Source organism: Agromyces atrinae (genome assembly GCF_013407835.1).
Taxonomy (GTDB): domain Bacteria; phylum Actinomycetota; class Actinomycetes; order Actinomycetales; family Microbacteriaceae; genus Agromyces; species Agromyces atrinae.
Genome location: NZ_JACCBI010000001.1, coordinates 1,246,896 through 1,268,374 on the forward strand (window position 1 = coordinate 1,246,896; position 21,479 = coordinate 1,268,374).

General features: G+C 69.1%; 20 protein-coding genes. 6 read left to right on the forward strand and 14 right to left on the reverse strand.

Annotated elements, in window-relative coordinates:
- Positions 1–45: 45 nt before the first annotated feature.
- Positions 46–705, reverse strand: coding sequence for a glycosyltransferase family protein (locus tag BJ972_RS06015; RefSeq protein WP_129172905.1), 660 nt, complete (start codon positions 703–705; stop codon positions 46–48).
- A 15-nt stretch (positions 706–720) separates the two neighbouring features.
- Between BJ972_RS06015 and BJ972_RS06020 the strand changes: the two genes are divergently transcribed.
- Positions 721–1,113 (forward strand): hypothetical protein, encoded by a 393-nt coding sequence (locus BJ972_RS06020; protein ID WP_129172906.1) that lies wholly within the window; start codon positions 721–723, stop codon positions 1,111–1,113.
- 66 nt (positions 1,114–1,179) lie between these two features.
- On the opposite strand, the gene BJ972_RS06025 is transcribed toward BJ972_RS06020, so the two are convergent.
- Positions 1,180–2,409: a glycosyltransferase family 2 protein gene (locus BJ972_RS06025; protein WP_129172907.1), complete on the reverse strand. Its 1,230-nt coding sequence runs from the start codon at positions 2,407–2,409 to the stop codon at positions 1,180–1,182.
- 126 nt (positions 2,410–2,535) lie between these two features.
- Here BJ972_RS06025 and BJ972_RS06030 point away from each other — a divergent pair, with 126 nt between their 5' ends.
- A complete protein-coding gene (locus tag BJ972_RS06030; protein WP_129172908.1) occupies positions 2,536–3,933 on the forward strand; it encodes a bifunctional cytidylyltransferase/SDR family oxidoreductase in 1,398 nt (465 codons plus the stop codon).
- On the opposite strand, the gene BJ972_RS06035 is transcribed toward BJ972_RS06030, so the two are convergent.
- Genes BJ972_RS06035 through BJ972_RS06045 form a run of 3 tightly spaced genes read right to left on the reverse strand, consistent with a single transcriptional unit; the run spans position 3,934 to position 6,392 of the window.
- Positions 3,934–4,143: a hypothetical protein gene (locus BJ972_RS06035; RefSeq protein ID WP_129172909.1), complete on the reverse strand. Its 210-nt coding sequence runs from the start codon at positions 4,141–4,143 to the stop codon at positions 3,934–3,936.
- Positions 4,140–5,735, reverse strand: a complete 1,596-nt coding sequence (locus BJ972_RS06040; RefSeq protein ID WP_129172910.1) for a LicD family protein — start codon at positions 5,733–5,735, stop codon at positions 4,140–4,142. The genes BJ972_RS06035 and BJ972_RS06040 overlap by 4 nt, the downstream gene beginning before the upstream one ends.
- A 9-nt stretch (positions 5,736–5,744) precedes the next feature.
- A complete protein-coding gene (locus BJ972_RS06045) occupies positions 5,745–6,392 on the reverse strand; it encodes a class I SAM-dependent methyltransferase (protein WP_129172911.1) in 648 nt (215 codons plus the stop codon).
- A gap of 50 nt (positions 6,393–6,442) precedes the next feature.
- Here BJ972_RS06045 and BJ972_RS06050 point away from each other — a divergent pair, with 50 nt between their 5' ends.
- The 3 genes from BJ972_RS06050 (at position 6,443) to BJ972_RS06060 (ending at position 10,005) form a co-directional block, all read left to right on the forward strand.
- Complete coding sequence (locus tag BJ972_RS06050) at positions 6,443–7,747, forward strand: O-antigen ligase family protein (protein ID WP_129172912.1); 1,305 nt, start codon at positions 6,443–6,445, stop codon at positions 7,745–7,747.
- Positions 7,748–7,751: 4 nt separating this feature from the next.
- Complete coding sequence (locus BJ972_RS06055; RefSeq protein WP_129172913.1) at positions 7,752–9,047, forward strand: exopolysaccharide production protein; 1,296 nt, start codon at positions 7,752–7,754, stop codon at positions 9,045–9,047.
- 61 nt (positions 9,048–9,108) lie between these two features.
- Complete coding sequence (locus BJ972_RS06060; protein ID WP_206736485.1) at positions 9,109–10,005, forward strand: glycosyltransferase family 2 protein; 897 nt, start codon at positions 9,109–9,111, stop codon at positions 10,003–10,005.
- A 24-nt stretch (positions 10,006–10,029) separates the two neighbouring features.
- Here BJ972_RS06060 and BJ972_RS06065 read toward each other — a convergent pair whose 3' ends face one another.
- From BJ972_RS06065 to BJ972_RS06080, 4 genes are all read right to left on the reverse strand, one after another.
- On the reverse strand, positions 10,030–12,015 hold the full coding sequence (locus BJ972_RS06065; RefSeq protein ID WP_129172914.1) for a glycosyltransferase: 1,986 nt from the start codon (positions 12,013–12,015) through the stop codon (positions 10,030–10,032).
- A complete protein-coding gene (glf, locus tag BJ972_RS06070) occupies positions 12,015–13,172 on the reverse strand; it encodes a UDP-galactopyranose mutase (RefSeq protein WP_129172915.1) in 1,158 nt (385 codons plus the stop codon). The genes BJ972_RS06065 and glf overlap by 1 nt, the downstream gene beginning before the upstream one ends.
- A gap of 103 nt (positions 13,173–13,275) precedes the next feature.
- On the reverse strand, positions 13,276–14,532 hold the full coding sequence (locus tag BJ972_RS06075) for a polysaccharide biosynthesis protein (RefSeq protein ID WP_129172916.1): 1,257 nt from the start codon (positions 14,530–14,532) through the stop codon (positions 13,276–13,278).
- Entirely contained in the window at positions 14,529–15,770 is a 1,242-nt protein-coding gene (locus BJ972_RS06080) for a glycosyltransferase (RefSeq protein ID WP_129172917.1), read from the reverse strand. Before BJ972_RS06080 ends, BJ972_RS06075 begins: the two co-directional genes overlap by 4 nt.
- Positions 15,771–15,864: 94 nt before the next feature.
- Between BJ972_RS06080 and BJ972_RS06085 the strand changes: the two genes are divergently transcribed.
- Positions 15,865–16,725: a glycosyltransferase gene (locus BJ972_RS06085; protein ID WP_129172918.1), complete on the forward strand. Its 861-nt coding sequence runs from the start codon at positions 15,865–15,867 to the stop codon at positions 16,723–16,725.
- Here the strand turns inward: BJ972_RS06085 and BJ972_RS06090 are convergent.
- The 5 genes from BJ972_RS06090 to rfbC form a co-directional block, all read right to left on the reverse strand.
- Positions 16,722–17,135 carry a DUF2304 domain-containing protein gene (locus tag BJ972_RS06090; protein ID WP_129172919.1) on the reverse strand — a complete coding sequence of 138 codons (414 nt, stop codon included), beginning with the start codon at positions 17,133–17,135 and terminating at the stop codon, positions 16,722–16,724. The genes BJ972_RS06085 and BJ972_RS06090 overlap by 4 nt on opposite strands.
- Positions 17,132–17,860 (reverse strand): glycosyltransferase family 2 protein, encoded by a 729-nt coding sequence (locus tag BJ972_RS06095; protein ID WP_129172920.1) that lies wholly within the window; start codon positions 17,858–17,860, stop codon positions 17,132–17,134. The genes BJ972_RS06090 and BJ972_RS06095 overlap by 4 nt, the downstream gene beginning before the upstream one ends.
- A gap of 12 nt (positions 17,861–17,872) precedes the next feature.
- Positions 17,873–19,846, reverse strand: a complete 1,974-nt coding sequence (locus BJ972_RS06100) for a DUF6541 family protein (RefSeq protein ID WP_129172921.1) — start codon at positions 19,844–19,846, stop codon at positions 17,873–17,875.
- A gap of 103 nt (positions 19,847–19,949) precedes the next feature.
- A complete protein-coding gene (gene rfbA, locus BJ972_RS06105) occupies positions 19,950–20,813 on the reverse strand; it encodes a glucose-1-phosphate thymidylyltransferase RfbA (RefSeq protein WP_129172922.1) in 864 nt (287 codons plus the stop codon).
- A 3-nt stretch (positions 20,814–20,816) separates the two neighbouring features.
- Positions 20,817–21,428 carry a dTDP-4-dehydrorhamnose 3,5-epimerase gene (rfbC, locus tag BJ972_RS06110; RefSeq protein WP_129172923.1) on the reverse strand — a complete coding sequence of 204 codons (612 nt, stop codon included), beginning with the start codon at positions 21,426–21,428 and terminating at the stop codon, positions 20,817–20,819.
- Between the last annotated feature and the right edge of the window lie 51 nt (positions 21,429–21,479).

Here is a 21,479-nt window from a genome sequence, read left to right on the forward strand (position 1 = left end):
CTGTGGCGGAGTCGTCGGGCTGCTGGGCGTCGGTCGGAGCGGCGCTCATCGTTCGCGCCCGACGATCGCTCGAATCCAGGATCGCGAATCCGAGAGGAGACGTTCGCTCTCGACGTATCGTGTCGCCACGGCGCGCGCGGAGTCGACGGCGTCGCGGTTGCGTGCGACGTCCCAGAGCGCAGACTTCCACTCGTCCGTGGACGCGGCCAGCGTGATTCCGTTGGACGCGTGCGGTGCATAGGGACCGAAGGCCGATGCGATCGTCGGCAGCCCGAGCATCGTGTATTCGAGGAACTTGAGGTCGCTCTTCTGCGCGTTGAACTCGGTGCTCTCGAGCGGCGCGACCGCGACGTCCCAGCGGTGGCGGTTGTCGAGCAGCCACGGGACGAACTCCGGGTAGTTGCCACGACCGGCCGGGATGTCGAGACGTTCGAACCAGCGGGCGTTGCGTTCGGCGACACCGATCGTCTCGAGAGCTACAGGTGCCTCGTGATCGACGAGGGACTCGAACACCGGGCGCAGGAGGTCGAGGTCGCCGCCGTGGGTCCAGCTGCCCATGTAGACCGCGCGGATCTCGCGCCCCCGCGGTGCGACCTCCGCAGCGGGTCGCGGCCGCGTCCACAGCTCGGGATCGACGACGTTCGGTACGAGGACGACGGAGCGATTGAATGTGCGCACCGATGCGGCGAGCGGTTCGGTGCTCACGAGGATGGAGTCGGCATGGCGTACGAATCGCTTGAGCGTCTCGAGACGGACGTGATCGTAGCCCTGGGCGAGAAGGCGATCGACGGCGGGTTCCGTCAGCAGGTCATCGTCGAGGTCGAGCACGAGGCGCGTCTTCGTCCGGCGAAGCGCCTTCAGGAAGGGGTAGGCGAGGAGCGGCTCGACGGCGTCGCGCTGCACGAGCACGGCATCGAAATCGCCCTGAGAGCCGTGTCTGTTGAATTCGTCGACATCGAGCTGGATGACCCAGGCGTCACCATCACGCAGCGCCTTTCGTGCTCGTCGGACGATTCGGACGTGCGCGGAGCCCGGGTGCAGACCATCTTTTCCGTGGACGACGTAGGCGATGCGTGGGAGTCTTCGGCGAGGTCGAGTCATCGTTTCCTGTAAGCGTTAAAGTCGGATCGACCCTAGCATCGCTTGGACGCTTGACCCGAAGCGGGCGTCATCCGCGACTCAGAGGGCGACCCCGAACGCCCGCAGCTCACGCGGCGCAGCGCGGAAGCACTCGAGCGGCACGGCCGCCGACTCGTCTCCCCAGAACGGGAGCGCGATGTGGGCGACGCCGGCGACGTCGATGAGGGCGTGGTCGAGGATGCGGAGGCCGCCGCGGCGCACGTACTCGAGTGCACGGTCACGGTCGCCCTCGAGGATCAACGCGTAGAGCACCTTGAACTCCGCCGGAACGTCGAGCCAGATCTCGTCGTCGAACGGCGCGGGCACGCTCGCCGCGAGCTCCTCACGCAGCACGTGCCACGCGGCATCGTCGAGATCGGTCACGGTCGACGCCGTGATGGCGAAGTCGTTCGAGAGGTACTGCACGAGGCGCGCGCGCACGACCGCAGGCGATGCCTCGACACGGTAGATGTCGAGCACGCGCCGCGCCGTCGCGAACCGGTCGCGCAGGCTCCCGAGGGCGCGGTACTGCTGCGTCATCGACGAGCCGTCGTCGCGGATGCGCCAGACGACCGTGGGCCGGTGCAGCACGTCGAACGTCGCGGCGCGGGCGAAGGCGTGGGCCGTGACGATCTGGTCCTGGTAGTGACCGGCCTCGGGGAACGAGAGGCCGGCGCCCTCCCAGAACGCCCGTCGATAGACCTTCGACCACTGCACGGCGTTGACCATGGCCTCCGGCCACTCGGCGAGCGTCACCCCACGCCGGTCTGCGGCGTGGGCGTCGAGCACCCAGAAGGCCGGCGTAGTGCGCTTTGCGCCCTCCAACCGCTCGTAGCTCGCGACGGCGAAGTCGGAGCCCGATGCGCGGAGGGAGGCGAGAGCATCGCGATAGGCCCCGGCGAGCAGCACGTCGTCACCGTCGAGGAAGGTGACGAACTCTCCGCGCGCTTCGGCGAGCGCGAGGTTCCGCGCGGCGTTCGGCCCGCGCGACTCGGTGCGCGTGATGACGCGCACGCGCGGGTCGCGGCGGTGCCAGCGTTCGAGAATCGCGGGCGTCGCATCCGTCGAGGCGTCGTCGATGACGATGACGTCGAGCCGATCGTGGTCCTGGCCGAGCACCGAACGGAGGCAGGCATCGAGGTACGGTGCCACGTTGTGCACCGGGATGACGACGGAGACGACACCCTCGCCGCCGATGTTCCCTCGGCGAGCGCGGAGCCGGCCCCGCAGCGCGCGAGCGCGCACGAGCGCGGGCCCCGCCCATCGCCGCGCGACATCGAGAATCGCCATGCCCGTCCTTCGTCATCGCGGCGTGATCTCCCCGCCGCTCCTCGACCCTAGTCGCCGCGCGAGGCTCGTCCAGTAGACTTCCCGGGTTGCCGGATTCCACTGGACGGCAGCGGAGGGGGACGACACGTGAGCAGCGGACGACAGCGGAACATCGCGGTCGTCCTCGCCGGCGGCGTCGGAACCCGCGTCGGTCTCGGCATCCCGAAGCAGCTCATCCGGATCGCCGGTAAGGCGATCGTCGAGCACACCATCGAGGTGCTGAGCGCCCACGAGCGCATCGACGAGGTCATCGTCATGATGAACGCCGAGACGATCCACGAGCTCGACTACCTGAAGCTCGATCCTCGGTTCGAGAAGCTCACGGCCATCCTGCCGGGCGGTGCGACGCGCAACGACACCACCGAGCTCGCTCTCGCGGCTCTGCCCACCGAGGGCGACGAGTCGATCACCGTGCTGCTGCACGACGCCGTTCGCCCCTTCATCGACGAGCGCATCATCAGCGACTGCATCGACGCGCTCGACACCTATGACGCGGTCGACACGGCGATCCCCTCGGCCGACACGATCATCGAGGTCGATTCCGATCGCCTCATCACCGGCATCCCCCCACGGGCGGCGCTTCGCCGCGGCCAGACCCCGCAGGCGTTCCGCCTTCCCGTCATCCGCCGCGCCTACGCGCTCGCCCGCCAGGACCCCCAGTTCTCGGCGACGGATGACTGCGGCGTCGTCTTCACGTATCTGCCCGACGTCCCGATCTACGTAGTTGACGGTACGCCCGAGAACATGAAGATCACCGAGCCGCTCGACATCCACATCGCCGACAAGCTCTTCCAGCTGCAGTCGGCCGAGCTCGCGGGCACCGACGCCACTCCCCTGCCCGATCTGACCGGTTCGAACATCGTCGTCTTCGGCGGGAGCTCGGGGATCGGCGCAAGCGTCGCCGAACTCGCGCGTGCGGCGGGCGCGACCGTGCACGTGTTCAGCCGCAGCGCGACCGGAACGGATGTCACGAAGCGGAAGGCCATCCGCGCGGCTCTCGAACTCGCCGAGCGCGACGGGCCGATCGACCACATCGTCGTGACGGCCGGGCTGCTCTCGCGTTCACCGCTCGCCGACGCCGACCCCGCCGAGCTCCGCAAGATGCTCGAGGTCAACCTCATGGCCCCCGTGAAGATCTCCCAGGAGGCCTACCCCGCGTTGCACCGCTCCGGCGGCAACCTCGTCTTCTTCACGTCGAGCTCCTACACGCGGGGCCGCGCGTCGTACAGCATGTACTCGGCGACGAAGGCCGCCGTGGTGAACCTCACGCAGGCACTCGCCGACGAGTGGGGCGACGACGGCATCCGCGTGAACTGCATCAACCCCGAGCGCACGGAGACCCCGATGAGGCAGAAGGCCTTCGGCGACGAGCCGAGCGACACCCTGCTGGCGGCGAGCAGTGTGGCGCGGGCGACGCTCCGCGTGCTCGACAGCCCCGTCACGGGTCAGGTCATCGACGTGCGGCGCGATCACCGCGCCGGCTGATCAGCTGTCGCGGCTGAGGCGGTCGACGACGAGGTCGTAGATCTCGGCGATGCGCTGCGAATCGCGACGCAGTTCGTCGATCTCGCGACGCAACTGCTCGTTCTCGCGGCTGAGCCGGCGCACCTCCGTCGTCAGGCGCTGCCGCGAGTAGAGTCGCGTGTCCTTCGCCTCGGAGATCTTGCGGCTGATGCCGTCGAGGGGCTTCGTCATCGATTCGGCCCTTCGTGTTCGTCGGTGTTCGTCGCGGTATCGCTCCGGCGCAGGAGCACGGTCGCCATGGTGCGCGTTCCGTGCAGGTCGCGCACCGGGGCGGCGGCGATCAGTTCACAGACTATCCCGAAGCGCGCGGCCTCTTCTTCGACCCAGTCGAGGGGCAGGTGCCACGACGACGGGTCCTCGTGGCGCAGCCAGCGCGCCTCGTCGGTCGGGAACGACGCCCAGGCGAAGCCGCCGTGACGCAGCGCCTGTCGCAGCAGGAGGAAGATGTTGGCCCGGCCGTCGAGGCCGATGCTGTGCAGCACGTTCGACAGCAGCAGGTGAACCGGCGCACCGGCGGCGAACGACCGCACGTCGACGGCGAGGTCGAGCACGTCGCGTCGATCGACGAAGTTGATGCGCCGGTAGTCGACCCGTCCTCCCGCGAGACGAGCGCGGTGCAGGGCCGCGCCGCTGAAGTCCGCCGCGATCACGTGGTGGCCCCGGGCCGCGAGCTCGCGACTGATCTCGCCCCGCCCGCACCCGAGGTCGACGACGACGGATGACGCGGGCAGACGTGCCGCGAGCCCCTCGGCGTCAGCGGTGACGGGAGCGACGATCTCGCCCGATTCGACGGCGTCGTCCCAGAAGGTGCGGAACTGGTCGAAGACCCCGAACCAGTTCTCGAATCGGCGGGTCGTCGCGCGCGGAACGTGGAAGTGGAAGGCGGGGTCGGGCTCGCGCCATGAGGCGCCGTAGCAGAGCGCGAGCCATGCGGCGGGGTTCGCGACGGAGGGGAAGGCGGTGCCGGCGATGTCGACCTCGCCGAACGGGAAGATGTCGCTCTCGGCGAGCATGCCTCTCATCGCGAACGGCTGGTTGTAGACGCCGTCCTTGTGGAAGCCCGTGAAGATGTCGACGTAGTGGCTGAGGGTTCCGTCGTCGGAGTGAAAAGGGACCTGCACATGAGCCGTGCTGTGCCGGATCGGCGCGTAGCCCGCCGCCTCGAGGTCGCGGCAGAGGGCGTAGCAGTGCACGGCGAGGTCGGCGGGAGAATCGGCATCGAGGTGCACGGCGAGATCGAAGTCGTCGTCGTGCGGCAGGAGGTCACCCGACCGGATGGCACCGAGCAGGCTCCCGCTCGTGACGACGACGGCCCAGCCCGCGGCCTGCAGGACGTCGACGATGCTCCGCCCGTCGGCGATCAGTCGGTCGTGCACGCTCGAATCGCTCGCCGAACGGGCGAGTCTGCCCCACTTCGTGAGCATCAGCGGCTCGCCGCGATCGTTGACGAGTGAGATCGGTTCGTCGAGGGCGCCGATCTGCACGGCACCCGATGCGATGACGTCATCGCCGTCGCTGCGCCGCACGCCGAGCTCACCGCTCCCGACGAGCCGCTCGGCGAGCGGACGGGGCCACGCGAGATAGCTCGTCCCGTTGCGGCGAGGCGTGGGCGCGTAGGTCGACCAGATGCGGCGGCCGTCGAGCAGAATGTCGATGGAATCGCCCGGCTCGATGAGGGTGCTCGCGAACGTCACTCCGGAATGATCGGCCGCAATCGATCCGATCGGGAGGCGTCCGGCCCCCTTCGTTCGGAGTGCTGGCATGCGACCAGCCTATGCGGAGACGACGGAAGGGGCTTTCCGCGCGACGACCTCGAACTGGTTGAACGTGAAGACGTGGCCGATCGGGCGCGGGAACGGGAACGAGTAGTCGCGCTCGATCTCGAGGTCGAAGCGCTCGCAGACATCCCGCAGTCCCTGGGAGTCGACGAAGTGCACGTGCGTCGGGTCCGAGCGGTAGCCCGCCTCCTGCGGCGTGATGAAGCACACCCGCCCGCCGGGCTTGAGGAACGGAAGGTAGAGGGAGACGAGGTCGAAGCCCTCGTCACGACCCATGTGCTCGAGCACGTGGGCGAAGAGGAGGGAGTCGAAGCTCTCGGGCACGGCGTGCTCGGACGCGAGGAAGCCCTCGATCGTGTAGGCCGTGAGGCCGCGCGAGCGTGCGACGGCGATCGATTCGGCGTTGTGGTCGACGCCGACGCCGCCCTCGAGGTTCAAGAGGTTGCGCCCGAGCCCGCACCCGACGTCAAGCGTGTGACCGAGGTCGAGCCGCTTCAGATCCCAACGGTAGGGCGCCTGGACGTCGAGGTTCTTCCGGAGCCAGCCCCGCTTCTCGTGGGCGAGCAACCGATCGGTGTACCCCGCCCCTTCGGTCGAGCGCAGCTCGCGCTCGGCTCGGTCGGCATCATCGCGGGTTCCCATGACTCGACGATATCAACGAGTCGACAGGGTGAGCGCGCTAGCCTGGCTTCATGACACCTGCGCACCGACGCCTCGCCGTGCGCGCGTTCTCGGTCCTCCTCTTCTTCACGGTGCTCGCCGGACAGTTCTGGCGCAACCTGCTCGGGTGGTGGGGGTTCGGGGTCATCGCCGGGCTGCTGACCATCGGCGCGGTCGTCCTGCTCGTCCGCGAGAAGCCGGAGTGGTCGTGGCGGCGCTCCCCCAAGGGCGTGGCCGCGTTCCTCATCGTCGCCGCGCTGTCGATCGCGTGGTCGCACTACCCGGCCGCGAGCGCACTCGGAGTGGGCCTGACGGTCGCCACCACCATCGCCGCGGTCTTCGTCGGACTGTGCCTCAGCTGGGCCGAGTTCCTCCGCGCACTCGGCAACGCCCTGCGGTGGATCCTCGGGCTCTCGCTCCTCTTCGAACTCGGCGTGGCACTCGTCGTGCGCGGGCCGCTCCTGCCGAACTTCGTCTCGTACGAGGGCGAGAAGATCCCCATGGCGTTCTACTGGTCGCGGGGGCTCCTCTTCGACGGCGGACCGATCGAGGGGATCGTCGCGAGTCGGAACCTCCTCGGCTTCATCGCCCTGCTCGCCCTCATCGTGTTCGGCATCCAGCTCGCTGCGAAGACCGTGCAGCGTCGGTGGGGCATCACCTGGCTCGTGATCGCCGCCGTGAGCTTCGTGCTCACGCGTTCGGCGACCGTGACACTGGCGGCGGTCGTCGTGCTCGCGGCGCTCGGGTTCGCCCTGTGGGCGCGTCACCGCGGCCCCCGGCGTCGGGGCGTCGTCTATCTGACCGCGGGTGCGGCCCTCGTGGCATCCATCGCCGCACTGACCCTCGGCTGGAACCTCCTGCTCTCGATCTTCGGCAAGAGCGACGACCTGACCGGCCGATTCGACATCTGGGCGGCCGTCAGCGGGCTCGCTTCCGAGCGGCCCCTCGCCGGGTGGGGCTGGATCGGCTACTGGGCCCCCTGGGTCGATCCGTTCGACTCGCTCGCCGAGCGGAAGGGCGTCCTCTACCTCCAGGCTCACAACGCTTGGCTCGACGTCTGGTTCCAGCTCGGAATCATCGGACTCGTCGTCTTCGCCGCGATCGTCATCCCCGCCCTCTGGCGCTCCTGGTTCCTGGCGGTCGACACCGCCTACGACGGCCGCGGGGCGGCATTGCCGCCGCGCGCGAGCGCCCTGCTCCCCCTCCTCGTCCTCGCCGCGCTCATCGCCCAGAGCCTCGCCGAGAGCCGCATCCTCGTCGAGGGCGGCTGGGTGCTCCTCGTCGCCGTCGCGTTCCTCACGAAGCGACGGCAGCTGAGCGGAGAGGCGATGCCCTAGACGCATGAGCGATCGGTCTCCCCTCCGCCTGCCCGGCGCCCTCCTCGAACTCCTCGAATCGGCGCGCTTCACACACGTGCTGACCGTCGTCGCCATCGGTGTCGCGTTCTCGACTCACCTGATCCGCGGCCTCGCGGGCTGGCCGGCGCTCATCGCGATCGTGAGCGGACTCGTCGTGCTCGCGGCCGCGCAAATGTGGCTGCGGCGCGACCAGCTCGAGTGGTCCGGAGCCCTGCCGATCTCGGTCGTGCTCTTCGCGGGGTGGGCAGCGCTGTCGGTCTTCTGGTCGGAGACGACCTTCATCTCGGCGGGCCGCATCGGCTACCTCCTGGCCTTCGGCGCGCTCGGCTTCTTCATCGCCGTCACCCGCGACACCATCCAGATCGTGCGGCCCGTCGGCGACGTGCTCCGCCTGCTCCTCCTGCTCTCGATCGTGCTCGAGATCGTCTCGGGTCTGCTCATCGATCAGCCGATCCCGTTCCTCGGCATCGAGGGCGACCTCGCCACCCTCGGCCCGCTGCAGGGCGTCTTCGGCACCCGCAACGAACTCGGCTTCGCCGCGCTCATCGCCCTCATCACGTTCTCGATCGAGACGGCGACGCGCTCGATCCCGCGGCCGCTCGGCCGGGCATCCCTCGTCCTCGCCGCCGCCCTGCTGCTGCTGTCGCGCTCCCCCGTCGCGATCGGCATCGTCGCGATCGTCGCGGTGGCCGCACTCGCGCTCTTCGGAATCCGCCGCGTTCCCGCGGCGTCCCGCTGGATCGCCCAGGTCTCGCTCCTCAGCGTCATCCTCGTCGGCGGCCTCATCGCGTGGCTCGCGCGGGCACGAGTGATCGACCTGCTGAACGCGGGCAGCGAGTTCGAGGTGCGCCTGCAGCTGTGGCAGACGATGGACCGCTTCGCCCCGCCCGACCCGCTGCTCGGCTGGGGCTTCGTCGGCACGTGGCCGACGTCGGTTCCGTACATGCTCATCGACATCGCGACGGGGCGCGCGAACGCGACGGGCCTGAACGCCTTCGTCGACGTCACCTACCAGCTCGGCTACGTCGGAGTGGTCGGCTTCGTGGTTCTCGTCGGTCTCGCCCTCGTGCGCTCGTGGCTGCTCGCCTCGACCAAACGCAGCATCGTCTACGTGTGGACCGCCCTCGTCCTCGTCGCCCTCGCGACGGTGTCGCTCCTCGAGAGCACGACGATCTTCGACCTCGGGTGGATGCTGCTCGTCATCTGCGCGATCAAGGCCTCGCGAGACATGAGCTGGCGCGACGCCCTGCGCGTGCCGCCGCCCGCTCCGCGCGCCTGAGGGGCGACCCAGGGCCTCGGGGCGACCCGGCTCTCAGGGGCGCTGTGGCACGATGAGACACGTGCACCTCGACATCATGATGCCCTTCTACGGTCGGTTCGATCATCTGCGCACAGCCGTCGAGAGCGTGGTGGCGCAGACGGATGACCGGTGGCGCCTCACCGTCGTCGATGACGTCTACCCCGACCTCGAGCCCGGTGCCTGGGTCGAGGCGATCGACGACGAGCGCGTCACCTACCTCCGCAACTCCACGAACCTCGGCCCGAGCGGCAACTTCCAGCACTCCGCCGATCTCGCCGAATCGACCCACGTCGTCATCATGGGCTGCGACGACGCCCTGCGCCCCGACTTCGTCGCACACGTGCTGGGTCTCATCGAGCGATTCCCCGACATCGCCGTCATCCAGCCCGGAGTCGAGGTCATCGACGACAACGGCGCCGTGCACGTGCCGCTCGCCGACCGCACGAAGGCGATCTTCCGACCCGGCGGTTCGCGCCGCTCGCACATCGTGGCCGGCGAAGACCTCGCCGCGAGCCTCGTGCGCGCGACCTGGACCTACTTCCCGTCGCTCGTGTGGCGCGTCGACGCCCTCCGCCGCCACTCGTTCCGCACCGACCTCGGCATCGTGCAGGACCTGCCGATGCTCCTCGACATCGCCCTCGACGGCGGCTCGTTCCTCATCGACCCCGTGACGGTCTTCCAGTACCGACGCCACGGCGAGAGCGTCTCTCAGGCCAACCACGACGGGACGAAGTTCGCCGAGGAGCGGACGGTCTACGGCGAGTACGAGGCGGCCTTCCGGGCCGTGGGATGGACTCGCGCGGCGCGCGCCGCGCGCACGCGGCTCACATCGCGGCTGCACGCCGGTCGCGACCTCGCGGGCGGATTCCGCTCGTCGACGCCCGAAGCCCGGCGCGCTCTCGCGCAGCACACGTTCGGTTTCCCGCCCCGCCCGTGACCGGCACGGGCGGAGCGGAACCGACTACTTCTCGGAGCCGAACGCCTTGACCCACTCGCGCGACGACGTGATGTCGGGCAGCGCCTTGCGGTACTGAGCACGCAGCGCGGGCCACTTCGAGCGGTAGCGCAGGTTCAGGCGCACCGAGTCGATGAGCATGCTGCGGAAGAGACGCGGGTTGCGGAGGTGCCACTTCGCGCCCGAGCCCTCGGCGTTCGAGATGAGCACGCTGTCGTGCAGCGGCACCTCGAACCAACGGGCGTCCTGGAACGGCAGGTGGCCCTGGGGCTTCTCGCGCGCCGCGTCGTCGGGCTTCGTGAACGCGTGCTTGAGAGCACGCACCCCGAGCCAGAACGCGAGTCCGACGCCGTGCGGGCCGGTCTCGATGCGACCGCTCGTCACTGACGGGATCTCACGTGCGCGGAAGTGCGGGATCTCGCTCGCCTTGACGAACGAGCTCGACTCGGTGAAGTCCTTGCCGAGCGCGCGGATACGGGGAAGGCGATCGACCATGTCGCTGTGCAACTGGCCCGGACCCTCGAGCACGTTCTTGATCGCCGCGTGGCGCATCGCGACGGTGTAGTAGTCCATCGTCAGCAGGTTCTTGATGTCGTACGCGAGGTTCGCGCGCCAGAGTCGTCCGCCGCGCTTCACCGGTGAGTGCAGGAGGGCCGCGACGAGACGGTTGCGGGCGTGGAAGAACGCCTGCCAGTCGTGCGAGTCGTCCTTGTCGACCCACGAGACGTGCCAGACGGCGGCGCCCGGCAGGCTCACGGTCGGGTAGCCGTGCTCACGAGCGCGCAGCGCGTACTCGGCGTCATCCCACTTGATGAAGACGGGCAGGGAGAGCCCGATCTCGCGGAGCGTCTCGACGGGGATGAGCGACATCCACCAGCCGTTGTAGTCGACGTCGTAACGGCGGTGCAGCCACGTCGTCTGACGCAGGTTCGAGTCGGAGAAGTCATGACGACCGGGCGTGAACGGACCCCACATGAAGGGGCTCCACTTGATGCCCTCGGCGAAGGCGTGCAGCTTCGCCTTGTCGTACATGTCGAGCATGTGCCCGCCGACGATCGTGGGTGTGCGGCAGTAGTTCGCGAACGTGACGGCGCGACGCAGGCTCTCGGGCTCGATCTCGACGTCGTCGTCGAGCAGGATGATGTAGTCGGACTCGTTCGCCTCGACGGTCTCGTGCATTCCGCGCGAGAACCCGCCGGAGCCGCCGATGTTCTTCTGCTCGATGAGTCGCAGGCGCCCGTCAAGAGCGCGCTCGGCGTCGGGGAACGCCGGGTTCTCGCGGATCTTCTCGGAACCCTGATCGACGACGAGCACGCGGTCGAGCACGGCGCGGGCGTCGTCGTCGTCACCGATCTCGCGCAGCAGGCGCGTGCAGTAGTCGCCGCGGTTGAGGGTCGTGATCGACACGGTCGCGGTGCCTTGGACGCGCGGTTCAGCGCCCTCGGGGGCGAGCCAGTCGGCCTGCGTCAGCTGGAGCTCGTCATCGCCCGCGATGAGGTCGAACCACAGCCATCCGCCATCGAGGTAGGCGTCGAGAGACAGATCGAACTCATTGGTCTGCTCACCCGACACCTCGACGCCGTCGATGCGCTGGATGATGCCGCGCGCGTTCGAGCGGAAGACGATGACACGGCCGGTGCCACTCGTGCTGACGCGCAGCGTCACGCTGCGGAGTCCGGTCCACGCGCTCCAGTAACTCGCTGGGAACGCGTTGAAGTAGCTCGCGAGCGACACGGTGCGGGTCGGGGGCAGACGCAGCGAGCGCCGCCCTTCGAGCCATGCGAGACCGCTCGTGTTGGTGAGACGCAGGGGGTGCTTCGCCGAGTCCTCAGGCGTGAAGCCGCGCGCCTTCGCGAGTCGCATCGACTCGTCCTCGAGGTTCGGCTCGAACGTCCACACCTCGGGGTCGAGGTAGAGGGGCAGGGCCTGGGGGTCGCCGTGCTCGGGGAAGATGACCCTCTGCAGCACCGGGCGGGTGGAGGCTTCGGTCATCACGCGTCCGTACCGAGGGCCGGCTTGAGCTTGTTCTCGTACATCGAGAGGGCCGAGCCGATCGCCATGTGCATGTCGAGGTACTGGTACGTGCCGAGGCGACCGCCGAAGAACACACCCTCCTCCGCCTTGCCGAGTTCGCGGTAGGCGAGCAGGCGCGCGCGGTCCTCCGGGGTGTTGACCGGGTAGTACGGCTCGTCACCGCGCTCGGCGAAACGCGAGAACTCGCGCATGATGACGGTCTTGTCGGTCGGGTAGTCGTCGCGTTCGGGGTGGAAGTGCCGGAACTCGTGGATGCGCGTGTAGGGCACCTCGCTGTCGGCGTAGTTCATGACCGTCGTGCCCTGGTAGTCGCCCGTCGGGAGCACCTCCTGCTCGAAGTCGAGCGTGCGCCAGCCGAGCTCGCCCTCGGCGAAGTCGAAGTAGCGGTCGATGGGGCCGGTGTAGATGATCGGCACTCGACCGACGAGGGCGGCCTTGTTGAGCGGCTGCGACTCGTCGAAGAAGTCGGTCGACAGACGCACCTCGATGTTCGGGTGGTCGGCCATACGCTCGATCCACGCGGTGTAGCCGTCGGTCGGCAGGCCCTCCCACGTGTCGTTGAAGTAGCGGTTGTCGTACGTGTATCGCACGGGCAGGCGGCTGATGACCTCGGCGGGGAGTTCGGTCGGGTCGGTCTGCCACTGCTTGGCCGTGTAGTCGCGCACGAACGCCTCGTAGAGCGGACGGCCGATGAGCGAGATGGCCTTCTCTTCGAGGTTCGCGGCCTCGCCGGGCGTGAGCTCTGACGCCTGCTCGGCGATGAGTTCGCGAGCGGATGCCGGCCCGTGCGCCGAGCGGAAGAACTGGTTGATGGTGTGCAGGTTGAACGGCAGCGGGAAGATCTCTCCGCCGTGGTTCGTGTAGACCTTGTGCACGTAGTTCGTGAACGTCGTGAAGCGGTTGACGTACTCCCAGACGCTCGGGTTCGACGTGTGGAAGAGGTGCGCTCCGTAGCGGTGCACCTCGATCCCCGTCTCGGGCTCCGCCTCGCTGTACGCGTTGCCGCCGATGTGGTCGCGGCGGTCGATGACGACGACCTTGAGGTCGAGTTCGTTGGCGACGCGTTCCGCGATCGTGAGGCCGAAGAAGCCTGATCCGACGACGAGCAGATCCATATCGGTGGTTCCTTTCCCGCACCCGTCAGGGCACCCCGTCGAGTCTAGTCGGCGTGTCGTGCGCCGCCGATGTGAGGCGCAGACGCGCGCCGCCGGTACGCGTTCAGCGCGCGAGTCGCACGAGCACGGCGCTGCGATACGTCGCGAGCCCGACGCACGTGAGGGCGATCGCCGCGGCGACGCCGACCGCGCCCGCCGTCGGCTCCGAGCCGAACACGCTCGCCATACTCGCGCCGAGCAGCACGAGGCCGCTTCCCGCGAGCGTGCCGAAGAGCGCCGAGAGCGCGAGCTGCCGCGAGCCGCCGAGCGCGACGAGCCCCGCGAGCCCCGTGACCTGCGCGACTGCATCGCCCGCGAACGCGATGCTCATGAGCACCATGAGGCCGAGCGGCACGACGACCTCTCCATGGGTCAAAAGACTCGAGACCGGAGCGGCGAAGATCACCAGGAAGACCGCGCCGAGCACGCCGATGCCGATGCCGATCGTGAGCGACTGGCGCGAGCGGCGCTTCGCCTCGGCGACGCCCGACTCAGGGATCCAGCTCTGGATCGACTGCAGGATCGGCGCGAGTACGAGAACGCCGTAACGGTAGAGACGGTCGGCCATGACGAAGACCTCAAGGGCTTGCGGTGCGAACAGGCGGACGGCGACGGTCGGGATCGACGAGTAGAAGCTCGAGGTCACCGTCGTCGTGACACCGGCGAGCTGACTCTTGTACGTGTCGAACAGGCTGCGGGGCGAGTGCCGCCAGACGACGGCGCCCGGTCCGCTGAGCGATGCCGATGCGTTCGCGGCGACGACGCCGACGAGCGAGAACACCGCGATCGAGGCGAGGTAGGCCTCGAGCGACGGCACGATGAGCACGACGACGAGGCCGACGATGTTGCCGAGGATGACGGGGAACGAGTCGAGCAGGAAGAGCTTGATCGGGCGATTGGTGCCGATGAAGAACCAGGCCGCGCTCAGACCGGGCAAGAGGTAGGCGAGCGCGGCGAGGGTGGCGACGAGCCACGACTCCTGCGTGACGAGCACCCCGACCACGATCGCGACGGGCACCGCGACGACGAAGAGGAGCACGCGAGCGACGACCGACGTGGCGTAGAGCTGTCGGCGTTCGTCGACGGGCAGACCCGCGACGATGCTCGGCCCCGTCGCGCCCCATCCCCAGGCGATGAAGACCGCGAAGAACGCGCACACCGACTGGAAGACGGCGAGGATCGCCCAGAGCGAGGCGCCGAGCTGCGAGACGAGGATCGGGATCGAGAAGATTCCGACGATCGTCGACAGGCCGATCGACGCCGAGAAGAGCGCGGTGCGTTTGACGAGCGGATGACGGTGGATGCCGCGAAGCGCGTTCACGAGAGGAGCTCGGAGTAGAGCTCGAGGAGCGATTCGCGGAACTGGCCGAAGCCGAAGTTCTCGGAGGCCCACTGCTGCGCCCGGTCGACGGCGACCTCGTCGGGGCTGAGGAGAGCCGCGGTGACCGCCGCGGCGAAACCGGGCACGTCGTTGTGCACGCCCGCGTACAGGTCGGGGCTGCCGACGCCTTCTGCTCCGACGGCGGTCGAGACGATGGGCACGCCGCGGAGCATGGCGTCGATCGTCTTGAACTTGACCCCGGCCCCCGTGAAGATCGGCGAGACGAAGACGGCCGCATCCGCGTAGTACGGCTCGAGCGAGTCGACGTATCCCGTGAGTTCGACGTCGGAGAGAGCCGCGACGCGGTCGCTCAGGTGCTTCGGCGGCTGCGCGCCCGCGATGACGAATCGGGCACCGGGCACGCGCGAGCGTACCGTCGGCCAGACCTCGGCGAGGAACCACAGCACGCCCTCGTAGTTGTCGGGGCGGTTCATGGCACCCGTGAAGAGCACGACCGGAGCGGCCGCACGATGCGGCGCGGTGTCGAGCTCGGGGCCGCCGAGGCCCGGCCGCACGACGTGCACGTTCGCGGCGGGTTGGATGTCGCGGGCGATCGACGCGTCCTTCTCGCTGAAGACGACCACGAGGTCGACGGCACCGAGCGACTGGCGCTCGCGCTTCCGGCTCAGCTCCGCCGCGGCCGAATAGGCGAGGCGCGTCGCGGGGTTCTTCCGCCCCGTCGCGAGGCGCGACCAGCGCTGCGTGATGAGGTCGTGGGCGACGATGACGGTCTTCATGCGCGGCAGGCGTTCACGCACGAACGGCGCGAGGCTCGCGGTCTCCGACCACTGGAACTCGACGACGCCCGCGTTCTCGATGTGGCCGACCCACGTGTCATCCGTCATGAACTCGTTCTGCACGCTGCGGTTCAGCGCACTCCCCCGCAGCACCGAGTCGATGTCGGCGGCGAGCTTGAAGCGGCCGTGACGGAACGGACCCGTGCCCGAGATGAGCTCAGCGCGCGCGACGGAGTCGGGAAGCGCGTTCATGGCGTCACGGTTGTCCTGCGTCGACGGCGCGTAGGCGTCGACGTCGAAACGCTCGGCGAGTGCCGCGTAGTGCTGCAGTGCGTACTGCCCTCCCGCGTGGGGGATTCCGGCGTACGGGATATACTTCGTCAGGCTCGCGACTCGCGGGCGCGCTGGGGAATCGGCGGCGTATCCGCTGGGGTCCTGCATGGCTTCAGCCTAGGTCACCCTCCCCCGCCGGGGCTTCGCGCCCCGCGGACCCGCACGACGAGAGCACCGCACCCGCTCGGTGCGTGAGGACATCATGACGGCCTACACCGCACTGATCATCGCCTACAAGCGCGACGACCTCATCCGCGATGTGCTCGCCGCTCTCGCTCTGCAGACCGTGCCGCCGTCGCGCATCGTCATCGTCGACAACGGCGGCGAACTCGGCGATGCGGCGCTCGGCGGCGACCGCCCCGAGTGCCCGATCGACGTCGTACCGCGCCCCGACAACCCCGGCTACGCCGCGGCCGTCAACGAGGCGCGTCCGTTCGTCCGGGCCGATGGTGCGACGCGGCTCCTCGTGCTCACGCACGACGCCGACTTCGAGCCCGAGCTCGCCGAGACGCTGCTCGAGATACTCGACGGCGACGACACGATCGGTGCCGCCGGCCCCGTGCTGCACCGCGCGTCGAACCGCGACCGGCTATTCTCGGCCGGCGGTCGGCTCTCTCGCGGCGGTCGTGCGAGCCACGTCGTCGATGCGCCCGCCTCGGGCACGACCCCCGCCGTCGACTGGCTCGACGGCGCCATCGTGCTCTATTCGGTCGACGCGCTCGACGAGATCGAGTGGCTCGACGAGCGCTACTTCCTCTACTTCGAAGACGTCGACACGAGTTGGCGCCTGCGCCGCGCGGGTTATGCGTCGGTCGTGAGCGGCGACACTCTCGCCTATCAGGACCCGGGTGCCCACCCGACCTACCTCGGCATCCGCAACATGACGCTCTTCGCCGAGCGGTCGGGCATCGGCTCGGTGCCGAACGCCCTCGCCGTGGCTCGACGCGTCGCCGAGGAGAGCGCCGTCGCGATCCTCGACCGACGCCGGCCGCCGCTCCGTGACGCGTGGCGCGGCTGGCGCGACGGGCGCCGCGGGCTCTCGGGCAAGCCGCCCGTCCGCTAGAGCGCGTCGGGCCGAGCCGTCGGAGGTTCGTTCCGACCGTCATCCGTCGAGCGCCCCTCGAGCGCGTCGAGACGCTCCGAGAGCCGCTGGATCTCGGCGCGCGCGATCGCGGACTCCTCAGCGGAGCGCCGGATCTCGTCCTCAGCCTGCGACAGCTCCCACGAGTGGTGCAGGGCGACGGCGAGGAGCAGCACGATGGCCGCCGAGAACAGCAGGTTCGCCGGCACCTGCACGCCGAGGAAGTCGGTGAGGGCGAGGAGCAGCTGCGGCCAGAGGCCGAGCACGAGCACCGCGAGACCGATGATGAGCCACAGGGCCGCGTACTTTTCGCGGAGGCGCCGCGCGAGCAGCATCCAGATGACGAAGATCAGGATGACGGCGGCGAGGATGATGCCGAAAGCGACGATCATGCGGCGACCGCCTTCCGCGACGGGCGACGCATGATCGCGAGAGTGAGGGCCACGACGGAGCGCAGCAGGTAGATCGCGGCGCCGACCGGGCTCTGGCTCGGCGTTCCGTGCACGCGCGGGCGCATCGCGACGGGCACCTGCGTGACCGTGAGGCCCGCGTGGCACGCCGCCACGAGCGAGTCGAGCGTGTCGCCGAGGTACTCGGCCGGGTAGTAGCGCACGTACTGCGCGACGGCGCGCTCGTTGGCCGCGCGGAATCCGCTCGTGACGTCGGTGAGGGTCGTGCCCGCGACGCGGGAGACGACCTTCGCGAGCACGATCATCGCCCAGCGGCGGGGTCCGCGCACGGTGTAGTCACCGACGTCGGCGAAGCGCGCACCGATCGAGATGTCGGCGCGCTCGAGTCCTTCGAGCACGCGATCGATGTCGGACGGGTTGTGCTGACCGTCGGCGTCGACCTGGATGACGCGCGTGTAGCCGTGACGCTGCGCGTAGGTGAAGCCCGTGCGCATCGCTCCGCCGACACCGAGGTTGAACGGCAGCTGCAGCACGATCGCACCGGCCTGACGGGCGACCTCGGCCGTGTCATCCGTCGACCCGTCGTCGATGACGGCGATGTCGTACAGCGGGTTGCCGGAGCGGATCTCGCGCACGGTTCCGCCGACGCTTCGGGCCTCGTTCCACGCGGGAACGATGATCAGGACGCGGTCGGACGGCTCACTCATACTCACCGAATCCTAGCCACACGCGACGATCTCGAAGAGGCGAGCCGCGCCCTGCTCGTCGACGAGACGCACGGCGTCGGAGTTCTCGAGGTCGGTCAAGCCGGGGAAGACGTGCTCGCCGGGGTGCACCTCGCGGCCGCCGAAGTCGAGCACGAATCCGACGTCGAGATCGTCGACGGCGGAGCAGACGGCGCTGCCGGGCGTCGCCTCGCCGAGCTCGTCGTTGATGAGCTCGAGGTCGTCGCTGATCTCCATGAGGGTGTGCGGCATGAGCACGGGGCGACCCGTGATGGCGAAGGCGAGCGACGACCCCGTCCACGGACTGCCCGCGATGGCGATGCCCTCGGGCACGTGCTCGTCGAGGCGATCGAGGAGCGCGAATTCGTCGGTCGAGAGGAGCGCAGAGTCGGGGGTGACCGCGAACACGCGGCTCGCCCACTCGACGGCACGAGGCACGGGCCCGGCCTGGAGTGCGGCGACGGCGCCCACGACGACGACACCGCCGAGCGCGGCCTTCGCCCAGCGCGGCGCGGCGTCGAGGGTGCGGCGCACGGCCGCGCGGTTCGCGAGCCACGTCGCCGTGCACGCGATGCCGAATGCCCCGAGCGGCACCATGACGATCGGCAGGAGCGCCGCGAGGCGCGGGATGTTGTTGTACCAGGTGCCCGTGAAGAGGTCGCGGAGCGACGGGATCGAGAGCGCGGCGACGTTGACGAAGAGGTACGCGGCCACGAGGTACATGCCGACGGCGACGATCGCACCGGGCGTTCGCACGATGAACGCCCACACGATTCCGACGATGACGAGGATCGCGGCGAGCACGGCGGGGATCGCGTACCAGGTCGAGCCGAGGAGCACCTGCTGCGCGGCATCCGCGATCGTCGTGACGGGCGGCCACCCGCGCGCCTCACCCGGCGGGCGCAGCACGCGGAGGGCGACGAATCCGACGCCGCCGTAAGCGAGGAAGAGTGCGACGACGAGAACGCGGCCTCCCGCCGATGCCGCGGCGCGCCAGCGCTGGACGGCGAAGGCGATCACCATCGGCAGGCTGAGCGCGAGCCAGCTCACGAACGCCGTGGGGTGCGCGATCGCGAGCCCGGGGAGGATGCCGAGGAGCGCGACGACCCACCAGACACGGGCGACACCGAGCGTGCTCGTGCGATCGAGGCCGAGGGCGGCGAGCGTCACCGCGAGGGCGGCCGGCACGAGGGCAAGACCGAGCTGGTACGGGTAGAGCACCCCGTAGTCCATGAGGAGGAACGGGAACGTCGGGAGCGAGGCCGCGAGCAGACCGGCGAAGAGCACGAGCACGCGCGAATCGAGGCGGGCGCGCGCGGCGGCGAAGAGCGAACGCGTGAGCAGCAGGATGCCGAGCGGCCAGATGACCGCCGAGATGACGAGCGTGAACGCGTTGACGGCTGCCGGGATGCTCGCACCCGAGAGCTGCACGATGAGGGCGACGGATGCGTGCCACGCGGCCGGGTAGAACCCGAGGCTGCCTCCGGGGTTCGTCATTCGGCCGATGTCGAGCGACGAGGCGTCGCCCGTCTCGAGCATGAAGCGCACGGCGTTCAGGTGGAAGATGTTGTCGAAGGTCTGCGAGATGTTGCCCGGATCACCGATGATCTGAGCGAAGCGCACCGTGATGATGAGGGCGGCGAGGATGACGCCGGTCAGCAGCCATCCGTCGAAGCGACGCCGCTCGGTCGGCGCGGGCGCACCGAACCGGCGCTCGACGAGGAAGCGCGCACCGCGCAGCACCGCGGCGAGCACGATCGTCACGACGACGACCGGCAGGATCGACCAGCCGATACCCGCGAAGCCCGCGACGACAGCGGTGCCGGCGATCACGGTGACGGCGAATGCCGGTGCGACCGCGATCGCCCAGAAGCCGCGCAGCCCGAGAGCCCACGAGAGCACGAGCCCGACGACGCCGAGCACGGCGATCCCCGTCAGGGCTGCGAAGGCGAGTCCCACCCAATCCACGAAGCGACCCTTTCACCGCGTCGGTCCCGAAGCGGCCGACGACCCAGGATAACGAGCGTTCCCCTGGGAGAACGCAGCAACACCCCGGCAGCGGCGTCAGCCGTCAGGAGTCGAGGAGCTGCTCCAGGTAAGTGCCGTAGCCGCTCTTGACGAGCGGGCGGGCGAGTTCGCGGAGCTCGGCGTCGTCGATCCAGCCGGCGCGCCAGGCGATCTCTTCGATGCAGCCGATCTTGAAGCCCTGGCGCTCCTCGATGACGCGCACGTAGTCGCCGGCCTGCATCATCGACGTGAACGTTCCCGTGTCGAGCCACGCCGTGCCGCGGTCGAGCACCTGGACGCTCAAGCGCCCCTCGTGCAGGTAGCGCTCGTTGACGGTCGAGATCTCGAGCTCGCCGCGTGCGCTCGGTTCGATCGTCTTCGCGATCTCGACGACCGTGTTGTCGTAGAAGTAGAGACCCGGCACGGCGTAGTTGCTCTTCGGCACGACGGGCTTCTCTTCGATCGAGAGCACGGTGCCGTCGTCGTCGAACTCGACGACGCCGTAGTCGCGCGGGTTCGCCACGTGGTACGCGAAGATGCGCGCGCCGTCGATGTCGGTGTTCGTGCGGAGCGCGGTGCCGAGGCCCGCGCCGTGGAAGATGTTGTCGCCGAGCACGAGGGCGACCGACTCGTCGCCGATGAATTCCTCGCCGATGATGAAGGCCTGCGCGAGGCCGTCGGGCGACGGCTGCTCGGCGTACTCGAGACGGATGCCGAGCTGCGAGCCGTCACCGAGCAGGGCGCGGAACTGCGCGTTGTACTCAGGCGTCGTGATGATGAGGATCTCGTTGATGCCCGCCATCATGAGCGTCGAGAGCGGGTAGTAGATCATGGGCTTGTCGAAGATCGGCATGAGCTGCTTCGAGATGCCCTTGGTGATCGGCCACAGGCGCGTGCCCGATCCGCCGGCGAGGATGATTCCGCGCATGGGTCAGAGTCCCTTCGTCGCGATGCTCGCGTAGTGATCGCGGGCGGCTTCCCACGTCGGCAGGAGACCCGACTCGAGCGCCTCGGCGAGCGTCGGAGCCTCGGCGTCCTTCGGCGAGAGGAGCGCCTCCCCCGCCTCGGCGGGGATGCGCAGGCCGATCTCGGGGTCGAGCGGGTTGATGCCGTGCTCGCGCTCGGGGCGGAACACGTCGGAGCAGAGGTACGTCACGGTCGCGTCATCCGTCAGCGCGACGAAGGCGTGGCCGATGCCCTCGCCCACGTAGATGGCGCGGCGGTCGACGTCGTCGAGCAGGACCGAGTCCCACTTCCCGAACGTCGGCGAGCCGACGCGGATGTCGATCGCGAAGTCGAGCACGGCGCCGTGGGCGGCCATGACGTACTTGGCCTGTCCGCCGGGGAGATCGGCGAAGTGGATGCCGCGGAGCACCCCGCGCTTCGAGACCGAGAGATTCGCCTGCTTGAGGTCGAGGGCGTGGCCGACGACGTCTTCGAGGGCGTCGAATCGGTACCACTCGGCGAAGAGGCCTCGGTCGTCGCCGAACTGCTTCGGCGTGATCTCGTAGGCGTCGGGTACGGAGAGTTCGCGAATCTGCACGGGCGACAGCCTAGCAATCGGGCTGTCTACACGTCCGGTCAGAGCCGCCAG

Bases quoted from the DNA above. Each gene is read 5' to 3' on its own strand.
- BJ972_RS06095 (WP_129172920.1), bottom strand. From the start codon at position 17,860: ATGAGTGAGCCGTCCGACCGCGTCCTGATCATCGTTCCCGCGTGGAAC.
- glf (WP_129172915.1), bottom strand. From the start codon at position 13,172: ATGGATCTGCTCGTCGTCGGATCAGGCTTCTTCGGCCTCACGATCGCG.
- BJ972_RS06085 (WP_129172918.1), top strand. From the start codon at position 15,865: ATGACGGCCTACACCGCACTGATCATCGCCTACAAGCGCGACGACCTC.
- BJ972_RS06035 (WP_129172909.1), bottom strand. From the start codon at position 4,143: ATGACGAAGCCCCTCGACGGCATCAGCCGCAAGATCTCCGAGGCGAAG.
- BJ972_RS06020 (WP_129172906.1), top strand. From the start codon at position 721: ATGGCGTACGAATCGCTTGAGCGTCTCGAGACGGACGTGATCGTAGCC.
- BJ972_RS06065 (WP_129172914.1), bottom strand. From the start codon at position 12,015: ATGACCGAAGCCTCCACCCGCCCGGTGCTGCAGAGGGTCATCTTCCCC.
- BJ972_RS06050 (WP_129172912.1), top strand. From the start codon at position 6,443: ATGACACCTGCGCACCGACGCCTCGCCGTGCGCGCGTTCTCGGTCCTC.
- rfbA (WP_129172922.1), bottom strand. From the start codon at position 20,813: ATGCGCGGAATCATCCTCGCCGGCGGATCGGGCACGCGCCTGTGGCCG.
- BJ972_RS06045 (WP_129172911.1), bottom strand. From the start codon at position 6,392: ATGGGAACCCGCGATGATGCCGACCGAGCCGAGCGCGAGCTGCGCTCG.
- BJ972_RS06080 (WP_129172917.1), bottom strand. From the start codon at position 15,770: ATGCAGGACCCCAGCGGATACGCCGCCGATTCCCCAGCGCGCCCGCGA.
- BJ972_RS06055 (WP_129172913.1), top strand. From the start codon at position 7,752: ATGAGCGATCGGTCTCCCCTCCGCCTGCCCGGCGCCCTCCTCGAACTC.
- BJ972_RS06040 (WP_129172910.1), bottom strand. From the start codon at position 5,735: ATGCCAGCACTCCGAACGAAGGGGGCCGGACGCCTCCCGATCGGATCG.
- BJ972_RS06025 (WP_129172907.1), bottom strand. From the start codon at position 2,409: ATGGCGATTCTCGATGTCGCGCGGCGATGGGCGGGGCCCGCGCTCGTG.
- BJ972_RS06090 (WP_129172919.1), bottom strand. From the start codon at position 17,135: ATGATCGTCGCTTTCGGCATCATCCTCGCCGCCGTCATCCTGATCTTC.